The organism is Paenibacillus sp. J14 (assembly GCF_000518465.1).
Lineage (GTDB): Bacteria > Bacillota > Bacilli > Paenibacillales > Paenibacillaceae > Fontibacillus > Fontibacillus barengoltzii.
In genome coordinates this window covers 51,650-73,645 of the sequence record NZ_JADQ01000019.1, presented here as the reverse complement: position 1 = coordinate 73,645, position 21,996 = coordinate 51,650, and the positions used below count along the sequence as shown (strand labels likewise).

Genomic DNA, 21,996 nt, shown 5'->3' with positions numbered 1-21,996 from the left:
AATGGATCACCTCACCTTACCGCGTTGCCGTCCCAGATCGCTGTATCCGCCGCGCGGTCCTTGCTGGAGGAGCAGCCAATGGATCGCCTCCAGATGATCCCCTGCCACCAATGCGGTCAGCGGATCAACACGACTTCCCTTCTTCCCTATGCGTCCCCGGGCTGGATTTAGCTTGCCAACGGGGACGGTATGCACCGGCTGGACGTTTAACCCCAGCCGGATCGCTTTAGCTAAGGCGAGCGGCGGAACCTCCAGCGCATCCAGGCCGACGGTGTCTACCGCAGTTCGGCTCATCGCATGCGGGACTGCCGTCAAGGAAGCTCCGCGCAGGTCAGGACGCTGCAGCACACCGTTCAGGACGTGTTTGGCCAGAACGACTGGATGTGCCACCTTCCCTCGTACCGGGCCGGAGTAGCTGTTCAGCGCCACATCGACACCCGTCAGCACCGCGTTGACAAAAGGCCGAAGCTCCCGGGCTGGAATCACCATGTCAGCGTCGATGAACAGCAGCACTTGACCGCGGGCCGCCTCCGCCCCAACGCGCCGGCCCACATCATGTCCCAGCGGCTCCGGTACGTGGATGACGTGAGCGCCGCAGGCTTCAGCCAGCTCAGCGGTCCCGTCAGTTGAGCCGTTCACCACGACGATCGTTTCGCTGCGCGGATGCACCAGACCGGCTTCACGCAGTACGCTGGCGATCGTCGCCCTTTCATTCATCGCCGGAATGATGATGGATACGATGGGATCGGGATGATTGACCAAACGCGGCAGCACTTTAGGGCGCTGAATCGGTTTGCGGTTCAGTCGGATGCGCGGCCGCTTGTGTTTTTTGACCACATCAATTTCCTCCCAAAAACGTGATAATACCGGAGCATATACCTCAGTGTATGATTGGCCGGGGGGCTGGTAACGGCAAACGTACAGTTGTCCTGACGAATGCGGCACAGGCCCTGCTTGTGGGACAAAAGAAAAAAACGCCTTTCGGCGTTTCCCTAAGATTAGCTCTGGACATCCAGATATCATCAGTTTTTAGCGCTTCGTCGACCTATGTGCGTCTGCACCCCTCTGGCGCGCACGAGACTGACCCAACGGTCTGCGGTGTGATCCCAGCGGTAATGACGACGAACGATTTCTCGGCTGGCCCGGCCGATGACTTGACGAAATTCCTCTTCCTCCAGCAGCAGTATGATCCGATCAGCCAAACTGTCTCCCGCCCCTTCGGCGAGCAGTCCATCAACCGCAAATTCAAGTACCGGGGCGTCATGAGCATCCAGCGTAGGCAAGCCGGCAGCCATCGCTTCAAGGCGCATTAACATCGATGCCGGCTCATCGCCCGGTAACATCACCAGGCAATCCGCCAAGAGATACCTATCCGAGATGAAGTAAGGCGACCCGGCCTGCAGGCAGGCAATCCGCTCTGGAGCGTAGGCGGCAAGCCCATGTGGCTTCGATCGCTCAAACCATTCACGGAAAGCCCCGGTTCCGGGGAAGTCGGCGGCAAGGAACACCAGCATCGCCTCCGGCACGCGATCCAGCACCTCGGTAAGAGCCGAGACAATGTGCTCCTCGTCCCTAAGCGGCGGCCAACTTCCAGCCAATAGAATGATTTTGCGATTCATCCATCCCCGCTCCATCAGCCGCTGTTGACGTTCCCGTTCCCCATCTGGCGTCCAGCGCAGCAGCACCTGTTCCTCTAGGCTTGCTCCCGGCAAATGAACCCATACCGGAGTGACCAAAGAGGGGAACTGCGCCAGCAACTCGGCTTTGGTCCGTTCACTGCCGACGATCAGGCCGTCCACGTTTTCCAGAACTTGCATTGTATATGCCTTGGGATGGCAGGAAGAAGATACGATCTGGGCAGAGGGTAACGTCAACAGTACACGGGAGAGCGGAAGCCGAGCTTTCAGCTGACAAGCCAGCAATGGTCGGCCATAAACGTCCACCGTATCCGGCCGCCACTTGCGCAAGTGCCGCAGCAGTGACTCCAGATAGAGGCGTCCCCCGGGCAAGCAATAAAAAGGAACGCCCCCCATCCATCCTTGGGCCGGTAGATGCCCGTCCGCAACGCCAAAGAGGCGAATGTGCAGCTGCTCTGCCGCATGAGGGAGCATTCGTTCAAGCACCCTCTTCACTGGACGGTGTTTCCCTGAAACCGCCGTAAAGGCGTCAGGCGCGATCAACGCGACTTTTTCCCGATCCATGTGAAGTCCCCCCTCCTTACCGTTTCACTTGCATTCGATATCCTAAATATACGAGAAGCTCCTGGCAAATGTGACACCTTCTTGGAAGATGAGCCTAATTTGCCAAAGGCGGTGTTCCATCCGTAGTTCGCCCGAAAACAGGCGGCTGTCGCAGCACAGTCGTCCACGCTAATGACCCGGGACAACATACACTGAAGGAAGACGCACGGGAAGGAGGAAACCCACTTGAGTCAGGACACTGTCGGAATCCTGCTGAATTCCAGCATGTACCGAGGGATCCCTACGCGCAGAACCGGCCAAGAGTGGATCACAGGGTATGAAGAAGCGGCACAGGAATATGGATTAATCCCCGTTTTCTTGCGTCTCGCCGGCATCGATCCGGCAGGGGGCAGATGTCTCGCTTATGTATATAATGGCATCGAATACGTCGAGCAACAGCTTCCCTTGCCTTCAGTGATCCATAACCGAGCGTTATATCCCAGACTTGCAGCTCGAAAAAGACTCCAATCCCTGAATGCCCGGGGCATCACAATCTTTAATACCACCAACCGTTATGGAAAAGACTTCATCCACCGCTTGCTCTGGAGTGCTCCTCACTTGCGGCCGTACCTTCCGGCATCGATGCCGTTAACCCCCAGCAATCTGCGGAACATGATGACCCGCCATACGGACCTCATCCTTAAGCCGATCCGCGGCTCCGTTGGCCATGGTGTCATGCGATTGCGACATCTGCCATCGTCAGGGTGGGAGCTCACTTATGCTACGACACTTGGCCAGCGGCAATGGAGAACGATTCGACTGCATCGGGGACAACTGCCGCCCGGGGTTCGGCATATGCTGCGTCGCACGCCTTATCTCGTGCAAGAGCGTATTCCGCTGGCGGAATACGAGCAGCGCCCCATCGATCTGCGGATCACCGTCCAGCGGGGCGGCGGAGGCGATTGGAGCGTCACCGGGCGCTTCGCCAAAGTAGCTGCTGCAGGCAGCTTTGTGTGTAACCTCGCCAGAGGCGGCGAAGCCCATCCCGCCAAGGAGCTGCTGGCCAAAGTGCTCCCGGAGCAGATCGTCCCGGCAGCCCTTGCTCACGTTAATGAGCTTGCCCTGACCATCTCCCGCTATCTGGGCAACCGTCTCCCGCATCTCGCCGACCTGGGGCTGGACATTGGCTTATCCGCAAGCGGGAAGCCTTACTTTATCGAATGCAATGGGCGTGACCAGCGTTACGGCTTTCGTAAAGCCGGATTGCTGGAAGCCTGGAAGGATTCATATCGACAGCCTATGGCTTACGCCCGTTATTTGTTAGACCGATCGAACCGGGCTTAGCCAAATGGAACAAAACTAAAAAAAGGGGCGGATTCCTAAACACAGAGAGCAGGCAGTAACCCGTTTCTCCGGAAGGAATCATGCCCCTTCGTTTCATAAGATTTCATGATAGCGAACATCTGCAATGTGAAATAGCGGGTACAAGTCCGCCAAGAAGTAAGCTGCAGCCGCAACCAAGCCGATGAGCAGCCATGTCAACACATCGTACCGGGAATAGGCAGTCGGGTAATAATACGTGCGCGGCCGATTTCCGTCGAACGCTTTCGCTTCCATGGCGACAGCAACTCGATGGGCCCGCCGGATGCTCTGAGACAGCAGCGGCACAGCGTACAGCTTCGCTTGCGCGACGAGACCGGGCAGTCCGCGCGGACGGCGAACGCCGCGAATCAGCAGCGCATTACGTCGGACAAGCAGCTCCTCCCAGACCATGGGAAGCAGCCGGACCGAGGCCATAAAGCTGTAGGCGTATTTGGGCGGCAGCTTCGCCTGCTGCATTAGCGCGTAAAACAAAGCGACCGAAGAAGTCGTCAACACGAACAACAGCCCTTCGGCAGCAAAGGCCACTGCTTTGAACCCGATGTGAATCCCACGGTAGAAGCTTTCTTCAGAAATGCGGAACAATCCCCACGACCACCAGATCTCCGTCCCTTTGCCAAACAGAATCATCGTCGCCGCCGAGGAGGCAAAGATCAGCGCAAAGGGGAACAGAAGCAAAGCGACTTTCCAAGGTTCATAACCGCTGAGCAGGAAGAGCAAGAACGTAAAAAGAAGCGCCTGATAAAAAATAAAATCAAGCCGGTGCGTAAATAACGTCAGCAGAAACAGCAGGATCATCAACGCCAGCTTGGCAGCCGGGTTCGCCTGATGCAACCAAGTCCGCCGTTTCGGGGTCAGAAAACGTCTCATCTGGCAATCACCGCCTCCGGATCCCGGCGGCCAGGCTGGTCGGTTGGCGCGGAGGTGATATCCGCTCCCCGTTCGGCTGATCCGTTGGATTCCGGTGATTCGCCGGCACTTGCCTGGGACCGTTCTACCCGCGAGGTCAACTGTTGGCTCGTCAACCGTCCGTCCCGGACCTCCCAATACTGGGTGGCCACCTGCTCTGCGATCCGCTCTTCATGGGTAACCATGAGGATCGCCGTCCCGCGTCGACGTAACGCCTCGCATAACTGCAGAATGGCAAACGTGTTCGCAGCATCCTGACCGAAGGTCGGCTCATCTAGCAGCAACACCTGTTGTTCGCGCACGGCCGCCGCAGCCACACTAAGGCGCCGCTTCTGCCCCAGCGACAGCTGGTAAGGATGCCGCATCTCCAAGCCGGTTAGACCAAACTGCTCTAGATACTCCGTCACCCGACCGTTCAGCGTTCTGGCGTCAAGTCCATCCTCCCTCAGCGAGAAGGTGACTTCGTCCACCACCCGATCGGCGACAAACTGAAACTCCGGATTCTGGAACACAAATCCGATCTCACGAGCGGCCGACTCCAACCGTCGTCTGCGGTCACGTCGGCTAAGCTTCCCAGTCTCGATCCGTTTTCCCTGCAGTGTAAATGCCCCCTCAGACGGCAGCAAACCGATCAGACTGAGCAGCAACGAGCTCTTCCCTGCACCGTTTGGCCCAGTGATCGCAATCCAATCCCCGGGATACACGGCGGCTTGCCCGACTTCAATCACCGGCCGCCCATGCCGGAACCCGTGAAAGTCAGTCAACTCCACGGCGGCAGGCCCATCCAATTGCCGGCTACCTCCCACCGGCTCCAATAACCTGCGGCCGGCTTCTGTGGCAAAATACGCTTCCCATACGCCGGGATACCAGATCCCAAATTCAATAAGCTCGGAATGATACGTATCAAACACGACGTCCGGTGCCCCCTCGCCCAACACCTTCCCATCCGGTCCAAACAACACGACGCGGTCAACCAGACCTAGCGCCGTCAACTCCTCGATCCGGTGCTCCACGATAATGAGGGTGCGGCCCTCAGCCACCTTAGCGATCGCTTGCCAAATTTGCTCTCGGCCCTGCGGATCGAGCAATGCCGAAGGCTCATCCAGCAGCAGCACCTCCGGATCGCCCAGCAGCACGGAGGCAAGCGCCAACCGTTGCTTCATCCCTTGGGATAGCGAATCGATCGGCACATGGAGCTCAGGCAGGTCAAGGCCCACCTTCGCCAATGCAGCCTGCATCCGCGCGGGCATATCCGGCTTCGGCACGCCCAAATTTTCTAAGGCGAACGCCAACTCCTCATCCACGTAAGGCATACAAAACTGCGTATCCGGATCCTGGAACAAAAATCGCCATGACGCGGGAAGCTGTTGTGCGGACGTGCGCATCGGAATCTCAACTAGGTCTGGAATGATGCCGCTCAGCACCTGGAGCAGCGTCGATTTGCCGCATCCGCTGGGACCCAGCAGCAGCACATGCTCCCCACGCCGCACCGAGAAATCCAAATCCTTAAACACAAACCGATCCTCTCCCGGGAACTTGAGCCGCAGCTCCCGGATCTCAGCTGCCGTCGTTTCTTTGCTCATCAGTCATTCAACGCCGCATAATCTTTGGGATCAACGGGTCGCAGCAATGTCGTAACCCCTGTTGCCTCTACGGCCTTCACGACGGCATAAGCGAAGTACCCGCAGATCAGCGCCGAGCTGACGGCCCGCATCGCATATTTGGCAGTCAAGAGCCACGGCTCGTAATCCTGCACATAGCCGTAGAAGAAATCTGGGAGAACCGAACCTACGGCAGCCCCAATCCCAGCCAACGCAGCAACGGAGCCGGAAAATTTCCGGTACCGGAACGCGGCGAACACCAGCTCCGCCCCTAAACCTTGCAGCACACTGTAAAGAACCAACTGGACGCCCCACTCGCTCCCGAACAAAATTTCCACATGGGCAGCAGCGATCTCCGCGATTAACGCCACCCCCGGTTTGCGAATCAACAAGAACACCAGCGTTGCAGCCAGGAACCACATCCCGTACACCAGTTCATCGGCCTGGAAGAACAGGGGGGAGAACAAATTGTACACCGAACTCCAAAAGTGATACACCACACCTAGCACCAGCGAGACCAACACCGTTACCAGCACATCACTGAGCTTGAGACCACGCCCCGTTCTTTTTTGAACAACCTCTGACATCTTCATCTCTCCTCCTGATCATTTGATTTAAATCCTCGCATCGTAAAAAAAACCGCCTGAATAGCTCAGACGGTGGTCAGGTCACGGGGACGCACGAAGGCACAAAAAGTCCCGGACGATCGATTCTCTACGCTGGCATTATCCAGATCAGATTAACGGTCCGCGGCGCAATATGCCGCTATCTCAGCCTGATTCGCTCAAGCCCCCGTATCCCTATGCGATTGATATAAACATACACCAACCCCGCCCAGGCATCAAGCCTAAATTTGTACAAATCTGTAAACTGGGGGTTACCAATCCGTTATTGATTTCGGTCTGATTCTGTGTCAAGATAAGCGGAAGTGGCAACGAATTCATCAATACCCATGCAGCATTACTGGACAGACTAGGAGGATGCGATTTGGCCGCGACATGGATGAAATGGATGACGGAGCTTTCCTCCCGGAAATGGTTATCCCGGTTGATAGGCAAGTTCTCTCATTCGGGGGTTAGCCGAGCAATGATCCCTTTATTCGCAAAATCGTATGGCATTCCGCTGCATGAAGCGGAGAAGGAGCTTCGGGAATACCGCACGTTAAACGAATTCTTCACCCGCAAGCTAAAGCCGGGCATGCGCCCGCTGCACGCGGAGCCGGGAGTGATGATTAGTCCGGTGGACGCGCTGATTACGTTTATGGGCGAGGTGCAATCCGGCACGATCCTGAACGTGAAAGGACAGGATTATTCCTTGGAAGCGCTGCTGGCCGGCTCTCCCCGCGTCGAATTGTACAAACACGGATACGCCTTTGTTCTGTATCTGAGTCCTACCGATTATCACCGGATTCACGCGCCCGTGACGGGCAAAAAGCTGGAAAGTGAGCACATCCAAGGCCGGGTCTACCCGGTGAATGATTTTGGCATGCGCCATATGAAGAAGGTGTTATGCCGAAACGAACGCTTGATCACTTACATCTCCCATGAGTATGGGGAAATCGCTCTTGTGAAGGTCGGCGCGATGAACGTGAGCAGTATCCAGTATACCGATCCTTCGGCAAAATCCTGGGAGCAAGGCGACGACCTCGCTTATTTCGAGTTTGGATCCACCGTCGTCCTGCTCACCCAGAACGGCACCTTTACCCCCTGGCCTGAACTTGCCCCCGGACAGAAGGTACGGATGGGTGAAGCGCTGGGCCGCTTTAACTCCGCAAACCCAAGCTAATTAAACAAGACCATGCATCGCCGGCTTCGGCCGGCTCTTCCCATCTCCTGCACTGTATTGCTAGTTCAGCTCATACCGGACGCGGGTGCCGTCCATGATCAGCCCTGTGCTGCCTACGATGACCTCGGACTGCTCGAAGATCTCACCGCTGACAGCTGTTGCGTATTCGTTCGAACCTTCCGTCTCGACTCGGGTTAGTTTTGCGTAATATGCATTACCAAGCGGGCCTTGTTCCGCAGAGATCGTGTATAGGAACGCCCCCTGGCTGTCATGATGAACGGCTTCATTGGGGACGAGCAACAGTTGGTCGCCCTTCGATTTGCGCAGGCTCACTTTGACGCGTTCACCGCCTAGGAGACCGGATTCTTCTTCCTTCAGTGATATCGTGATCCGGGTGTTCGCGGCCGAGACTTGGTCGCTGTCGCCAGGCCCAAGCTGGTCATCGCCGATCGAATCCCCCCCTCCATCGTACGCCTCTTCGATCGTGGTAACGGTGCCGGTAAGCTGTCGGGCATCGTCGTCTACAAGCGTGATCGAATCAAGTTCTTCACCGGACCGGATCAGGATCGCAAGCTCGTCCGGCACCATCAACCAGATCTGATAGCCCTGGGACGTATCGGATAGGCTGACGTCGGGAACCCCCGCTGAGGCGATCCCCTCTTCAGCACCTACCGTCATGACGATGCCATCCACCGGAGCGATCAGCTCCCGACCCGCTTGGATCTCCTCCTGCAGCTTGGTGATGCGCCGCTTCTGATCTTCCATATCAAACTGCATGCTCTTCAGCGCTGAGGACGCATGATGCACGGCTTCCTCATCCCCTTCCCGGAGCGCCTGCTTCAAATCGTACTCCAGTTGTTCCAGCGACAACTGCATCTTCTTCAGGGAAGATTGCTGATCGGCAAGCTGGTCCTTCACGTCGCTGTCGTCATACCGGACGAGCGGCTGTCCTTTGTGCACCTTATCTCCAACCTTCACAAGCACTTTAAGCACCTTCCAGCCCGCCGGATTCATCAGTTTTCGTTCCGCTGCCGGCCGGACCAGTGCGGTCCCTTCATAGGAATAATCCAGTGATCCGACGGTGGGCACAGCCGTGATCACCTTCGGCATCGACAACGCCCGAATCGTGTTACCGCCCAGTGTCAGCACGATAAGCAGGGCGAAGAAGAGTCCCCCAAGCGCGCGTATTTTTCTTTGTTTTGAACGGGTTGCCAATTCTTCCAAGCACCCTCACCTCCCGGCTAACCTTTAATTCCTGACTGTCCAATCCCTTCGACGAAATACGACTCCGCATACAAAAATAGGAGTACCGCCGGAGCCATGTACAGCGTTGAAGCCGCAAAACCGATGCCGCGGGCCTGTTTGTTAATCTGCGCCAGATAGAGAGACAACGGCTGCTTGGCGTCATCCTGCAGGAAGATGAGCGGTTGCTCAATCATGTTCCAGTAGTCGATAAACAGGAGAACACTTAGAGCCGCCAGGCCGGGTTGGACAAGCGGAACGATTATGCGCAAGAAAATCGTGAACTGCCCCGCTCCGTCGATTTTAGCAGCTTCGATGTACGCATTCGGAATATGCGTCATGAATTGGCGCATCATGAACACGCCAAACGCGCCGAAGATGCCGGGTAGAATGATCGCCGATTCGTGATTCATCAGGCCCAGTTGGTCGATAACGAGATAGTTGGGCACGAGCGTCACCTGGAACGGCATCAACATGGTGAGCAGATAGACGAAAAACAGCTGATCCCTGCCGAAAAATCGCAGCTTGGCGAAGGCGTAAGCCGCCAGCGTACCGCAGACGGCTTGCCCAACCACAATCGGTGCCACCAGCAGGGCGGAGTTCCAGAACATGTGAAGATATTTCGCCGACTGGATTAAGATTTGCGCGTATTGGCCGAAGGACAGCCAGTCAGGAAGCAGCTTCAAATTAACGAAAGCGTCCGCTCCTCCCTGCGATACATCGATCATGACGCCGAGAAGACCGTAATTCCGCTCGATCTCTTGTTCCGTCATCAGCGAACCCGTCACGGTCAGAATGATGGGCACGAGCATAACCAGCGCAACTGCGCCAGCCGCAAGCGCCGCGATGATTTGGGGCAGCATGCCGAGCTTCCTCACTCGATCACCTCCGTTCATTCCATGTTCTCCCGAAACCGACGCTCCACCGCGAGCAGAAGAGCAACCAGCAGAGCGATGCAGCCGACCATCAGGATCGCGGCGGCAGTCAGCTTCTGAACGTCCAGCGAAGCGAACATGTTGTTCATATAATGCTGCATCATGTAGAGGCGATCGTATGGATAATCCCCCGCCAGCAGATACGTTTCCCGGAACACTTTAAACGAATTGACGATGGAAATGAGCACGACGAAAAACATCGTTGGCGTCAAATAGACCAGCGTGATGTGGTACAGCCGGCGCAACGGTCCCGCTCCCTCGATACTGGCTGATTCGTAATACGATCTAGGGATCGATTGCAAGCCAGCCAGGAACAGAATCATGTTGTAGCCGAGGTTCTTCCAAAGAAACATCACCGCAACGATGCCTATCGACCAATCGGACTGCATCCAATCGATTCGACCTTGCCCGAACTCATGCAGCCACTCGTTCAGCGTCCCGTTCCAATCGAAGAAAATTTGCCAGATCGTAACGGTCGAAGCGACGGGAACGACGAGGGGCAACACGATGGATGTCCGGATCCCGTCACGGAGGAACAACGGCCGGTTCAGCAGCAAAGCCAAGCCGAGGGACAAGAGAATGAGCAACGGAACGCTGACCGCGGTGAATAGCAAGGTATTGGCAGCCGCCTTGCGGAAGGAGCTGCTGCCCAGCAGGTTGATGTAGTTATGCAAGCCAACGAATTTGCTTCCTCCAACGCCCGCACCGTCCGTGAACGATTCCCAGAAGCCTAATAGAAATGGGATCAGATAAAAGATCGAGAAGCCAATCACGCTCGGAGCAAGCAGCCAGAAAGCCTGGAACCCGTCCTTGCGAAGCAGGGTGAGCAGCTTATTCATGGGGCTCAGTCGTCGCTTGGTTCTGCAGCAAATGGGCGACGTCCTCCGCGATTGTTTCGTGATACATGTCCCATCCCCTCTCTAAGTAAAAAGTTGTCCATTATCCGTCATTCATTCAACAACAGATTGATCTTGTTCGCGATCACCTTCGCTACGTCGCTCGCTGACTTCTGGCCGGCAAAGAACGCTTCCGTCTCGTTATATATCGTCTCGGAGAGTTTGGAAGGACCTCCCACAGCATGGACGGCTGTGTTGATGTAATGGTCCACCTGCGCCAGCATATCCGGATCGACCGGAACCTTCGGACCGTTCCCGCTTGTAACCGTTCCGTCCTGAAGGAGCTTGCTCTTCTGTTGCTCGTATACACTTCGGTTCATTGGAAAACCAGGGCTGGCATCCAAATGCTCGTCGAAATAAGCTTGTACGCTCTCCTCGTTGAGCAGAAATTGAATGAAGTCCCAAGCTTCCTGTGGATGGTCGGAATTGGCATTGATGCCAAGCTGCCCGAACGGTTTGAAGTAGCCGCCGCCACCCGCATTCACCAGATGCGGCTTAGCATACAGCGCCGTACGCGGGAATGGGGCGTACAACAAGGCGTCCCGCAGCGAATAGAGCTCTGCATCCATGAAATAGGCGGGATTCTTGCTGTCGGTCCCGGATTCCCCAACCGCAGTTAGTCTCTGATAGTTCCCCATCTTATGAAGCAGTCCATCATCCGCCATCTTTTGGACCTGCTCCATCATCTCAGCCAAGGCGTTTGTATCCAATTGCGGCTCCCCGTTCGTTACGGTGATGAGCTTCTCGAAATTTTCCGTCACGAGCTGTTCCAAGAAATAACGTTCCTCGCCCATGAAGATATACGATGGATCGCCCTTTTGCTTTAATTGCTTGATGGTGTCGATGAAGTCGTTCAGCGTCCAGCTGTCATCGTCAAACGAAACGCCTGCTTGTTCTATAGCTTCCACATTGCCATACAGACCAACTAGTGAGAAATACAATGGCATGCCGTATAACCCGCCGTCCCCGCCGCTTTGCACATGGTCCATAATATTGGTGAAATAATTTTCCTTGTGAAAGTCAGCGTCTTGATCCATCAGCTCGTGTAAATCGACAAGCAACCCCCGCTTCACGTATTGTTCGGAAGGAAGCTGATCGAGTTCAATGATGTCAGGTCCTTTTCCGGCCAACATGGCGGTGTTGCTGGTCTTGATAAATTGTTCCTGCTTGTTCATCACATCGTTCAGATCTTTGCCCGACGTCGAAGCGGCATGCAGCTCAATATCGACATTCGGATGCAGTTGCTCATATTTCTCCACGGCAGCCTTGACCTGATCGCTCAAAAAATAAGTGGCGACGACAAGCTTCACCTGCTCATTCGATTTCTCCTTCTTCCCCGGATCGCCGGATGTCCCGGAAGCAGGGCCGCTCGTACCATTCAACGCTATCCCGGTTGTTGACGTATCCGCGAGTGATCCCCCTTCCCCGTTCCCGGACCCGGTGCAAGCAGAGAGAACCAGCAGCAGCACGAGTCCCAGCCAAGTCATCGGTTTCATATTCCTTTTTCCTCCTTCGTCTTCAGGATGAGGCCGTCTTTCGACGCAACACTCAGCTTACGGCATACATGTCGCCAAAATATCACTGACTTGTAAACAAATTGTCTCAGGCGCGGCCACAAAAAAAGACCGGACGATGTTGTCCGGCCTACACTAGGCAAAAATAACCTGTAGGTTTGTAAAGAAAAAACCGCCGAAGCTTCAAGCTTGGCAGTCGAGAACAATGAATTCATTCACTTCAGAGGGTGTTCGTGATTTAGAACAACCTGCTTAACGGATTTCGGATGGGCTTTTTCCCGTATATTGCTTAAACTGGCGACTGAAGAAGAAGATGTCCCGATACCCCAGCGCATCTGCCACCTCGGTCACATTCATGCCGGCATGCAGAAGCAAATGCTGCGCCCGGTCGATTCTCGACTTAATGATGTAAGATTGCACAGACATTCCGATAATTTCCTTGAACTTAATCGAGAAATAGCGCGGGGACAATCCCGCCCGGGCAGCCAAATCCTGCACTTTATGAGGGAGGCCGGGATGCTGGAGCACATAGTTCGCCACTTCATGGATCACTTCATGCAGTTGGTTGCTGACCTTCTTCTCTACCGGTACCTGCCGTTCTTCCCGCAGCAAATAAATCAACAGCTGCTTGAGGATCAGCTGAGCCTCCTCTTCGGCGGCATAGGCCTTCATCAAAAATAAACGGACGTAACGCGACAACATATACTCGAAATCCAGCGTATCCTCCAGTACGCGGTAGGGACCCGGCACTTCGGTCACGGGCTCGTGGACGTCGAAATGGATGTACGTCAGCACCAGCGGTTTCTGCGGGTTATGCGTAGCACTGGTGTGATCCCCCTTGCGGAACAGGAAGCAGCTGCCTTTACTGACCGGAATGGGCTGGTCGTTCAGGACAACCGTGCCTTCACCGCTCCACACATAGAAGAGATCATAGTTCTGCAACGGCTTCTCCCTCTTGTGCCATTTCCAACCGGGTTCGCAGACGATTTTGGCGAATGCCGGCTTCAATTCAAATGATGATGGTGAAACGTGAAGCATGTCCTTCCCTCCCGTAAAAAAAAATACAATCGCATCATTTTGCCTGATCCGTACAATGTCTTGTCCTCCTCATTACATCACGAGGACAAGTTTATCACCTTTATTATACCTTTAAAGCGCACGGGTTTAAATATCCCCCCAGGCCGCTTTCATACGAAATACACCCTCAATGAGCGTCAATTCGTCTAAATGGGAAAAAGCAAAGCAGGCTGCCGGCGGCCCCGGAGTGATCCGGTAAATGGCCGCATCGCGAAACAGGACGCCGCGACCGGCCGCCGCTTGGCGGAAGGCCTGGTACTCCTCCGGCGAGCGGAGCCATTCGGCGTACAGCAGTAATCCGGCATCGGCGGGGCGAAGGCGGAACAATTCGCCCAGCTCCTGTTCCATACAGCGGCGGAACGCCTCTTGCTTGGCGCCGTAGTGGCGCCGCATCCGGCGCAGGTGGCGCTCGTAGCCGCCCGTGCGCATGAACCGGGCGAGCGCCCGCTGCTCCAGCCGCGCCGGCGGCACCGGCTCGTAGAGCGCCTTCGCGCTCGCAACGGGCCGAACCAGGGTGCGCGGCAGCACGGCATAGCCGACCCGCAGGGCGGCGAACATCGTCTTGGAGAAGGAGCCGACGTAGACGACGCGCTCCTCGCGGTCCAACGCCTTGAGCGGCTCCAGCGGGCGGCCGCCCCAGCGGAACTCGCTGTCGTAATCGTCCTCGACGATGACAGCGTTCCGCCGCGCGGCCCACGCCAGCAGCTCGCGCCGCCGGGCGTGGGAGAGCACGACGCCGGTCGGGAACTGCCGACCCGGCGTGACGAACAGCAGCCGCGCGTCCCAGTCGCGCGGCACGATGCCGTCTCCGTCCAGCGCCGCCGGGACGGACACGCCTCCGCAGGCGGCCACCGCCCGCGAGATCCCGTAGTAACACGGGTTCTCCAGCACCGCGGGCTCGCCTTCCCCCAGCAGCAGCTGGGTCAGCAGCGTGATCGCCTGCATCGACCCGTTGAAGAGGCAGATGTGCTCTGCCTCTGCCGCAATCCCGCGGCTGCGCCGCAGATGCGCAGCGATCGCCGCACGCAGCTCCGGCTCACCGGCCGGAGCCGCGGTTTCGCCCAAGGCGGCGCCGGGCTTGCTGCGCGCCGCCCACGCCAGGGCGCTGTTCCACTCCGCCGTCGGGAACAGCGCCTCCCAGGGGCCCCCGTCCCGGTACGAGATCGGGACGGGCCCCCTCGCCGCTGGCGCTGCGCCAGCGTGCGCCGCCGCCTCACCCGGCGTGCTCGCCCCGCCGAGCGTCGGCTCGCTCGCGTCGCCGCCGTGGGCCATCGCCGCGATCACACGTTGTCCCCAAGGGGACAACGCGATCGGCGCCTTCGGCCCCTCGTCCGCCTGCGGCGGCTGCACCCCGCCGGCAACAAACGTGCCGCTGCCGACGGCGGTCCGCACGTAGCCGTCGGCGTGGAGCATGTCGTACGCCTGCGAGACGCTCCCGCGGGACAGGCCGTATAACTCGGCCAACTCCCGGGTCGCCGGCAGGCGTGTGCCCTCCGGCAGCGTACCGTCGAGAATCGCCGCACGAAGCGCATGGTACAAAGCTAAATATTTATATCGATATTTCTCGCTGAACGACGCCAACGGAATCGTAAAATCCGGCATCTCAAGTCCCCCTGTCTCCGCCCGAAATGAACCGAAATTGGACCAGTAAAATTAATGTAAATTGGTTCTTTTTTATTGTCAATTTCCGGCGTAAGCTGAATGTCAAACCATCGGAGGGGGGACCAACCATGCGCAGAAAAGAATTTCGCATGACAGAAGAGGCGGAAATTCACGAGTTTTTACAGGAAATGAGCTTCGGCTTTCTCGGCACGGTCGGCGAGGACGGTTGGAGCCGGGTCACGCCGCTGAATTTCGTTTACGATGGCAAGCATTTCTATTTTCACGGAAGCCTGGCGGGAGAGAAAATGAAGCAGATCACTCAAGATCCACGGGTCAGCTTTACAGTTGCCAAGGAGTATGCGATCATCCCATCTTATTTTACCGATCCCAAGCTGGCCTGCCCGGCCTCCTCTTACTTCAAAAGCATCATGGTGCGCGGACGGGTGGAAAGGGTCGACGATCTTGAGGAAAAAGCTCACGCCTTTACCCTGTTTATGGAGAAGCTGCAGCCGGAGGGCGGTTACGCCCCGATCACGCCTGAGGATCCTGACTATGCCGGACAACTGAAGGCCGTAGCCCTTTGCCGGATTGTGCCAGAAGCGATCAGCGCCAAATTTAAATTCGGACAAAATTTGAAGGAACCGAATCGAACCGCCGTCACCTCCGGCCTCAAGCAGCGGGGGAATGAACTGGATGCAGAGACAATTGCCCTCATGAAGAAATACTGTCCGGCCCACCCAGAAAAATAAGCCAAATCGGCTGTGATTTCACCGTGACGTGTCCGGGTCGAAATGATATAATGTTAGGCAGTTTAAGACGTTACTGTCCTAAAATATCAAACCGATTTGGAAGGATGAATGTGATGAACCCACTCGCGGAGCAGTTAAACGAGAGCGTCAAATCCGGCAACCGGCACGTGTATGACATGCTGTCCACGCTGGGCAAGGAAATTTATTTCCCGAAGGAAGGCATTTTAAGCCAATCTGCCGAAGCTTCAGCCCACGCTAAGAAATATAACGCTACGATTGGCATCGCTACCGAAAACGGCATCCCGATGCATCTTGCAGCGATTCAGGACACCTTGTCCGCCTATAAACCGCAGGATTTGTACCCTTATGCCCCGCCAGCAGGCAAACCTGAGCTGCGCAGCGTATGGCGTGATAAAATGATTCAGGAGAATCCGTCGCTCGAAGGCAAGAGCTTCGGCCAACCGATTGTTACCAACGCCCTGACCCACGGGCTCAGCATCGTCGCCGATCTGTTCGTCGATGAAGGCGATGTTGTCATTTATCCGGACAAAAACTGGGAGAATTACGAGCTCACTTTCGGCATTCGCCGTCACGCCGACATCGTGAACTTCCCGTTATTCACCGAAGACATGACCTTCAACAGCGCCGGATTGCGCGAAGCGCTGTTGGCTCAGAAGGATAAAGGCAAAGCGATCGTGATCTTGAACTTCCCGAACAACCCAACCGGATATACGCCGGGCGCCAAGGAAGGCGGAGAGATCGTAGCTGCCATCCAGGCGGCGGCCGAAGAAGGAATAAACGTGGTCGTCGTAACCGACGATGCGTATTTTGGCTTGTTCTTCGAAGATTCCCTTCATGAATCCTTATTTGGCAAGCTGGCCGGACTGCATCCGCGCATTCTGCCTATCAAAGTGGACGGAGCAACGAAGGAAGAATACGTCTGGGGCTTCCGCGTCGGATTTATTACGTACGCGGCCGAAGACCAAGCGGTGCTGACCGCATTGGAGCAGAAGACGCTGGGAATTATCCGTGCCACAATTTCGAGCGGTGCCCATCCTTCGCAAACATTTGTGCTGCGTGCCTTGAAATCTCCGGAATTTTCCGCTCAGAAGGAAGAGAAGTTCCGGATTATGAAAGGCCGGGCGAATAAAGTGAAAGACTTGCTCGACAGCGGCAAATACGGGGACGTGTGGGAATACTATCCGTTCAATTCCGGCTATTTCATGTGCCTGAAGCTTAAGACAGTCGGGGCAGAAGCGCTGCGGCAGCATCTGATCCACCAGTACGGCATCGGCACGATCGCGCTGGGCGACACCGACCTGCGGATCGCCTTCTCCTGTATCGCGGAAGAGCATCTGGAAGAACTGTTTGATCTGATCTATCAAGGCGTCCAAGACCTGCAGGGCAAATAGGCGGCGAACCGCCGGAGAACGGCACATTGGCCCACGCACGCCAGCCCCTCTTCTCATACAATACGGTGTACAAATACAAAACGCCTAATTGGGAAAGGGGAATGAAAATGAGCGGAATTGAAGAAGCAAGAGGCGGCTACGGCTACGGCGGCCTGTTCACGAGCACAGGTGTGATCCTGGTTCTCTTTATCCTGTTGGTTATCGTTAGCCGTTCCATCCTGGTGTAACTTGCTCTGAGATAAGTTTCCAATTCAAAAAGGACCGTTCCCGAGCAGGGAAACGGTCCTTTTTTTTACTATTCCTCGTCTTCGTCCTCTTCGCGCCATCTGCGCTTCCAGGCAGAACGCATACCTAACGCCAACAATAAGCCTGCGGCCAAGGAGCCAAACGTCAAAAGCGCATCTCCGCCCGGGATGACAACCATCGGAAGCCACAGCAATACCGTGATCGCGAACAGCAGTCGGGAGCTTAATCGAAGCGTCGCTGTCTTCCGTGCGCCAGCAGGCAACGGGTAGAAGGAAGCTGCCGGTGAGTCCCGATGGGTCTGGCGCAAGGCGGCGAGCTGCATGCCCGCCAGGAACACAAACAGCAAGTGAATCGCCAGTCCGAGCCACGACTGATCGTTCCATCCTGTCAGCACCATGCCCAGCAACGTTAAGCGAAGCAGGATCCCGAGCAGCTCGCTCCGGACGAACGTCTTGACCAGCAGATAACGGTAGGCTTCGGCCGGCTGCCACGGAATCCGGTTGCCGATGCCAGACAACCAGCGACGGCGGATCACCTTCTGACCTTCCGACGGCACGTCCACGAACCAGCTGAGCATCATTTGCACCCGAGCAGCCGCTGTGCGTTCCGCGGCGATCAGGTTGTCCCAAGGGACCGTGTGTTTCATCGGGAACCGCAAGATCAGCCCGTAATTGAGACTGACGAGTACCATGAACAAGGCGCTTTTCCAGGCGGGTTGCCAAATCCATGCTGCCGTCATCAGCAGCACGAAGCACCAGCGCAGCAAGCGATACCCGGCTCTAGCCCGAGACGTCGTAATCCGGAGCTCCTGCCAAGCGCCGTAGGCACTTAACGCCTTAAGCAAGAGCAAGACGACCAGCATCAGCCATAAGGGCTGAATGGCCCCGCCCTCGCCGCTGCGTTGATATAACGGCCAAGCCAGTAACACCACAATATAGAGCCCAACCAGCTTATAAATCAGTCCGTTCCGAAAAGCCGGGGCCAGGTAAGCCTTCATTTGCGTCTCCTGCGGCAGCAAGAAAATGACGTCCGCCGGCTGCACATAAGTTCGGAATCCGGCATAGACGGTCAGCGGCCCCCATAATAGCAGCAAAATCCAGCGAATCGGCAAACCGGGCGGAAGGTTCTGCAGAAACGCCGTATACCAAGCCGAAAACGCAATGAGCAGCAGGAGCAGCAAGACGGCGAGGCCGCTCTGAAAGACATAGGGCAAATACGGGAGCACTTTGCCCCAGAAGGCCGCTCTCCGCTGGCTTCGCAGCGTTTGAAGCTCCATCGCTATTCGCCGTCCTTCACTAAGGCGTAGAATATTTGCTCCAGCGAAGCTCCCGAGGCTTGCGCCTGTTCCCCGATTTCAGCCAGCGTCCCTTGGGCCAGAACTCTCCCCCGGTGCAGGACGATAAAGCGGTCGCAGTAATTTTCAATCGTTGACAGAATATGCGAGCTCAATAGAATCGAGGCGCCGCCCTGTTTCATTTCCAACATGAAATCAAGCAGCGACCGGATGCCCAGCGGGTCCAATCCAAGAAACGGTTCATCGATAATATACAGCGGCGGCCGGGCGACAAACGCACACATGATCATCACCTTCTGCTTCATCCCTTTGGAGAGATGGGCGGACAGGCTGTCCGCCTTCTCTTCCATATGGAACAGCTTCAGCAGATGGTCCGCCCGCTCCCGGTAAGCTGCCGGCTCGACGCCGTAGGCCCGGGCTGCAAACTCCAAATGCTCCCGTACCGTCAATTCCTCATAGAGCAACGGCGACTCCGGGACGAAGGCCAGCTGCGACTGATAGGCCTCCGGCGATTCGTCCCGCGTATTGCCGGAAATGCGAATTTCTCCCTGATGCGGGGTCATCAGTCCCAGAATATGCTTCATGGTTGTGCTCTTACCGGCCCCGTTTAACCCAATCAGCCCAACCATTTCCCCCGGCTTCACCTCGAAGCTTATGTCGTGAAGAACAGGCCTTCCCAAGCTGTAACCGCCGCTCAGCTCGTCGACCTGCAATACAGGCAGTTCACTTCCACTCAAACCTAACGCCTCCCACGATCCGCCTAACTGCGCGGCGGCTTATTTTTCAACCACTTTGGAGCCCCTTTATTCTTCCGATCCTGAAGACGCTCCTTCTTCCGCTCAGCGGTGGGCGATACCTTCCGCGATCCTCCATGACTGGAAGCAGATCGGCCGGAAATCTGTGCCGACGGGGATGTCCGTCCGTTACCGCCTTCCCCTGCTGTACGGCCAGCGCTCCCCGGTGTGCCTTTGCGGCGAGGCGCCTTGTCTGCGCCAAGCTTGCCGCCAACAGTGGGCCGGGTTCGCTTGCCGGAACCTGCCTCACCAGCATCCACCAGCTTCCCGCTATATAACGCCTTGGGCTCAATCTCAATGCCCAGTTCCCGAGCGAATTTACGCATAATGAATTCTTCTTGCGGCGTCACGATCGAAACGGCCAGACCCTTCCGCCCCATCCGGCCAGTTCGGCCGACTCGGTGAACGTAATGCTCGGAATCAATGGGCGGATCGAGGTTCACGACCAGAGCCAAATTTTCAATGTCCAGTCCGCGGGCAGCAACATCGCTCGCCACCAGCACGCGGATTTTCCCTTCGCGGAATCGCTTCAGCGTCAGGCTGCGCGCCGTTTTGTCCGCATCTCCATATAAAGCGCCAGCGCTGAGACCTACATAGTTCATCTTCGCTTCAACTTCAGCGATCTGATCCGTATTATTGATAAATACAATGGTCCGCTCCGGTTCGAAGTGGCGTACGATCCGCCGCAGCATATCGATTTTATCCCGCGCTTCGGATAAGAAGTAAAGATGCTCCACCGTTTTGGACGTTCGGTGCTCCGGTTCAATCCCGATTTCCAGCGGCTCCTTCATCTCTTTCGCTGCCAATGCCCGAATATCCGGGTTAATTGTCGCCGACAGGAACATCAGCTGGCGGTCCCGCAACGTCCCGCGCAGAATGTGCTCCACGTCCGCTGTGCCGCCAAGTTGGAACATTTGATCCACTTCGTCCACAACCACGGTGCGCAGCGTATGCAGCTTGAGCTTGCGGAGCGCTAAAATTTCACGAATCCGGCCCGGCGTTCCTACGACAAGTTGGGGGTGCTGCTTCAGCTTCTCCAGCTGGCGCTTGATCGCAGCTCCGCCGATTAACGCCTGGCTTCGGATCCCCAGCGCTTCTCCATACTTCTCCGCCTCCCGCAGAATTTGCATCGCCAGCTCCTGGGTAGGTGCCAAAATTAACCCCTGTAACGTCTTCTCTTCAGGGGTCATCCGTTGCAGCAAGGGCAGCAGGTAAGCCAGCGTCTTCCCCGTTCCGGTCTGGGATTGTGCAAGAATATCCCGGCCTTCCAACGCCGCAGGGATACACTCGGCCTGAACCGGTGTCGGCTCCGATATTCCGTAGTCCAGCAAGGCTGCGGTCAACTGTTCACCAATTCCCAGCCCGGCAAATGTAATATTCGTCATTTCGCTATTCATCCTTTATTTTCAAAGTACTTGATGTCTTATGCCAATATTTTCATTATATGCGATAAGCCTAAGTCACAACAAATTTACACCGACGCAAATAGCCTGCCTTCACAGGCAGGCTATTTCTTATTCATCATTCGATAGCTTAACCGGTCCGCGAGTCGCGGGAACATCTGATACCACTTTGCTCCTGCACCGGCGATCCAAGGCAAGTTGATTTCCATCGTGCCCTTCTCCGCCGCTTTCACCATCGCTTTCACCACACGCTCCGGCTTGAGCATCATCCAACGCACGTTGTTGACATAACCACCGCTTGGATCTGCAATATCAAAAAAAGGCGTATCAATCGGTCCCGGATTAATCGTCGATACCGTAATGCCGTACTCCCGGACCTCTTGACGCAACGCGCTGCTAAAGCCAATAACTGCATGCTTCGTCGCGGTGTAAGCTGTAGACTTGGCCGTACCGATCTTGCCAGCCATCGAAGCGACATTCACGATTCGTCCGGAACGGGCAGCCTTCATGGACGGAAGGGCCGCCTTCGTACACCGAACCATCCCGATGTAATTGACGTTCATCATCTCCGCAAATTCGGAAACCGGCATTTGATCCAGGTATTCAAACTTCCCGTAACCTGCATTGTTTAACAGGACATCGACCCGTCCAAATTCCTTCAGAATCTGATTGAATCCTTCCTTCACGGAAGCGTCGCTGCCAACGTCCATCTCCAATACCCGATAAGGTCCGGCCAGACTCGCCGCAACCCTGTTCAGCTTCTCCGCATTCCGGGCAGCCAGAACGACCACAGCGCCGCGCTCAGACAACCTCTGCGCCGCCAAAGCGCCAATCCCGCTGGATGCGCCGGTGACGACAACGATTTTGCCTTCTAACGACATACGCACTGTAACATCCCTTCAAGAGGTAGTTCAAAAAGTCATCTTCTGTTCACGAAACCGTATGTATAAAATGCTGGCACTTGACTTTCTGCTGTA

20 protein-coding genes and 1 riboswitch are annotated in these 21,996 nt (G+C 56.2%); of the genes, 5 read left to right on the top strand and 15 right to left on the bottom strand.

Annotated elements, in window-relative coordinates; genetic code table 11:
• Positions 1-6 precede the first annotated feature (6 nt).
• Positions 7-837, bottom strand: coding sequence for a glycosyltransferase family 2 protein (locus M891_RS0109595; protein ID WP_036699914.1), 831 nt, complete (start codon positions 835-837; stop codon positions 7-9).
• Positions 838-1,022: 185 nt separating this feature from the next.
• Entirely contained in the window at positions 1,023-2,201 is a 1,179-nt protein-coding gene (locus tag M891_RS23635; RefSeq protein ID WP_051416892.1) for a glycosyltransferase family 4 protein, read from the bottom strand.
• 225 nt (positions 2,202-2,426) lie between these two features.
• Between M891_RS23635 and M891_RS0109585 the strand changes: the two genes are divergently transcribed.
• On the top strand, positions 2,427-3,524 hold the full coding sequence (locus M891_RS0109585) for a YheC/YheD family endospore coat-associated protein (RefSeq protein ID WP_028538671.1): 1,098 nt from the start codon (positions 2,427-2,429) through the stop codon (positions 3,522-3,524).
• Positions 3,525-3,617: 93 nt separating this feature from the next.
• Here the strand turns inward: M891_RS0109585 and M891_RS0109580 are convergent, their stop codons facing one another.
• The 3 genes from M891_RS0109580 to M891_RS0109570 are packed head-to-tail and all read right to left on the bottom strand — an operon-like array spanning position 3,618 to position 6,663.
• Entirely contained in the window at positions 3,618-4,430 is an 813-nt protein-coding gene (locus M891_RS0109580) for an energy-coupling factor transporter transmembrane component T family protein (RefSeq protein ID WP_028538670.1), read from the bottom strand.
• Positions 4,427-6,052, bottom strand: a complete 1,626-nt coding sequence (locus tag M891_RS0109575; protein ID WP_028538669.1) for an ABC transporter ATP-binding protein — start codon at positions 6,050-6,052, stop codon at positions 4,427-4,429. The genes M891_RS0109580 and M891_RS0109575 overlap by 4 nt, the downstream gene beginning before the upstream one ends.
• A complete protein-coding gene (locus M891_RS0109570) occupies positions 6,052-6,663 on the bottom strand; it encodes an ECF transporter S component (RefSeq protein WP_371859519.1) in 612 nt (203 codons plus the stop codon). The genes M891_RS0109575 and M891_RS0109570 overlap by 1 nt, the downstream gene beginning before the upstream one ends.
• 101 nt (positions 6,664-6,764) lie before the next feature.
• A riboswitch (TPP riboswitch) is annotated at positions 6,765-6,876 on the bottom strand.
• Positions 6,877-7,057: 181 nt separating this feature from the next.
• Between M891_RS0109570 and asd the strand changes: the two genes are divergently transcribed.
• Complete coding sequence (gene asd / locus M891_RS0109565) at positions 7,058-7,855, top strand: archaetidylserine decarboxylase (protein WP_028538668.1); 798 nt, start codon at positions 7,058-7,060, stop codon at positions 7,853-7,855.
• A 60-nt stretch (positions 7,856-7,915) separates the two neighbouring features.
• On the opposite strand, the gene M891_RS0109560 is transcribed toward asd, so the two are convergent.
• The 6 genes from M891_RS0109560 to pdxR all read right to left on the bottom strand — a co-directional run bounded on the left by M891_RS0109560 (position 7,916) and on the right by pdxR (position 15,121).
• A complete protein-coding gene (locus M891_RS0109560) occupies positions 7,916-9,079 on the bottom strand; it encodes an efflux RND transporter periplasmic adaptor subunit (RefSeq protein WP_028538667.1) in 1,164 nt (387 codons plus the stop codon).
• Between the two features lie 17 nt (positions 9,080-9,096).
• Positions 9,097-9,960 carry a carbohydrate ABC transporter permease gene (locus tag M891_RS0109555; protein ID WP_036699921.1) on the bottom strand — a complete coding sequence of 288 codons (864 nt, stop codon included), beginning with the start codon at positions 9,958-9,960 and terminating at the stop codon, positions 9,097-9,099.
• A gap of 29 nt (positions 9,961-9,989) precedes the next feature.
• On the bottom strand, positions 9,990-10,871 hold the full coding sequence (locus M891_RS0109550; RefSeq protein ID WP_028538665.1) for a carbohydrate ABC transporter permease: 882 nt from the start codon (positions 10,869-10,871) through the stop codon (positions 9,990-9,992).
• Between the two features lie 107 nt (positions 10,872-10,978).
• Positions 10,979-12,424 carry an ABC transporter substrate-binding protein gene (locus M891_RS0109545; RefSeq protein ID WP_028538664.1) on the bottom strand — a complete coding sequence of 482 codons (1,446 nt, stop codon included), beginning with the start codon at positions 12,422-12,424 and terminating at the stop codon, positions 10,979-10,981.
• A 270-nt stretch (positions 12,425-12,694) separates the two neighbouring features.
• On the bottom strand, positions 12,695-13,480 hold the full coding sequence (locus tag M891_RS0109540; RefSeq protein WP_016311031.1) for a helix-turn-helix domain-containing protein: 786 nt from the start codon (positions 13,478-13,480) through the stop codon (positions 12,695-12,697).
• A 126-nt stretch (positions 13,481-13,606) separates the two neighbouring features.
• Positions 13,607-15,121, bottom strand: coding sequence for a MocR-like pyridoxine biosynthesis transcription factor PdxR (gene pdxR, locus M891_RS0109535; protein WP_036699910.1), 1,515 nt, complete (start codon positions 15,119-15,121; stop codon positions 13,607-13,609).
• 128 nt (positions 15,122-15,249) lie between these two features.
• Between pdxR and M891_RS0109530 the strand changes: the two genes are divergently transcribed.
• The 3 genes from M891_RS0109530 to M891_RS25770 all read left to right on the top strand — a co-directional run bounded on the left by M891_RS0109530 (position 15,250) and on the right by M891_RS25770 (position 17,509).
• A complete protein-coding gene (locus M891_RS0109530) occupies positions 15,250-15,870 on the top strand; it encodes a pyridoxamine 5'-phosphate oxidase family protein (protein WP_028538662.1) in 621 nt (206 codons plus the stop codon).
• Positions 15,871-15,983: 113 nt separating this feature from the next.
• Complete coding sequence (locus M891_RS0109525; RefSeq protein ID WP_028538661.1) at positions 15,984-17,282, top strand: aminotransferase class I/II-fold pyridoxal phosphate-dependent enzyme; 1,299 nt, start codon at positions 15,984-15,986, stop codon at positions 17,280-17,282.
• 107 nt (positions 17,283-17,389) lie between these two features.
• The gene (locus tag M891_RS25770) at positions 17,390-17,509 is read left to right on the top strand and encodes a YjcZ family sporulation protein (RefSeq protein WP_208855739.1); all 120 of its coding nucleotides are present in this window, start codon (positions 17,390-17,392) and stop codon (positions 17,507-17,509) included.
• A gap of 68 nt (positions 17,510-17,577) precedes the next feature.
• Here M891_RS25770 and M891_RS0109515 read toward each other — a convergent pair whose 3' ends face one another.
• The 4 genes from M891_RS0109515 to M891_RS0109500 all read right to left on the bottom strand — a co-directional run bounded on the left by M891_RS0109515 (position 17,578) and on the right by M891_RS0109500 (position 21,900).
• Positions 17,578-18,804, bottom strand: a complete 1,227-nt coding sequence (locus M891_RS0109515) for an ABC transporter permease (RefSeq protein ID WP_028538660.1) — start codon at positions 18,802-18,804, stop codon at positions 17,578-17,580.
• 2 nt (positions 18,805-18,806) lie between these two features.
• Positions 18,807-19,559 carry an ABC transporter ATP-binding protein gene (locus M891_RS0109510; RefSeq protein WP_028538659.1) on the bottom strand — a complete coding sequence of 251 codons (753 nt, stop codon included), beginning with the start codon at positions 19,557-19,559 and terminating at the stop codon, positions 18,807-18,809.
• Between the two features lie 23 nt (positions 19,560-19,582).
• Positions 19,583-21,001 (bottom strand): DEAD/DEAH box helicase, encoded by a 1,419-nt coding sequence (locus M891_RS0109505; RefSeq protein WP_028538658.1) that lies wholly within the window; start codon positions 20,999-21,001, stop codon positions 19,583-19,585.
• Between the two features lie 122 nt (positions 21,002-21,123).
• Positions 21,124-21,900 (bottom strand): SDR family NAD(P)-dependent oxidoreductase, encoded by a 777-nt coding sequence (locus tag M891_RS0109500; protein WP_028538657.1) that lies wholly within the window; start codon positions 21,898-21,900, stop codon positions 21,124-21,126.
• Between the last annotated feature and the right edge of the window lie 96 nt (positions 21,901-21,996).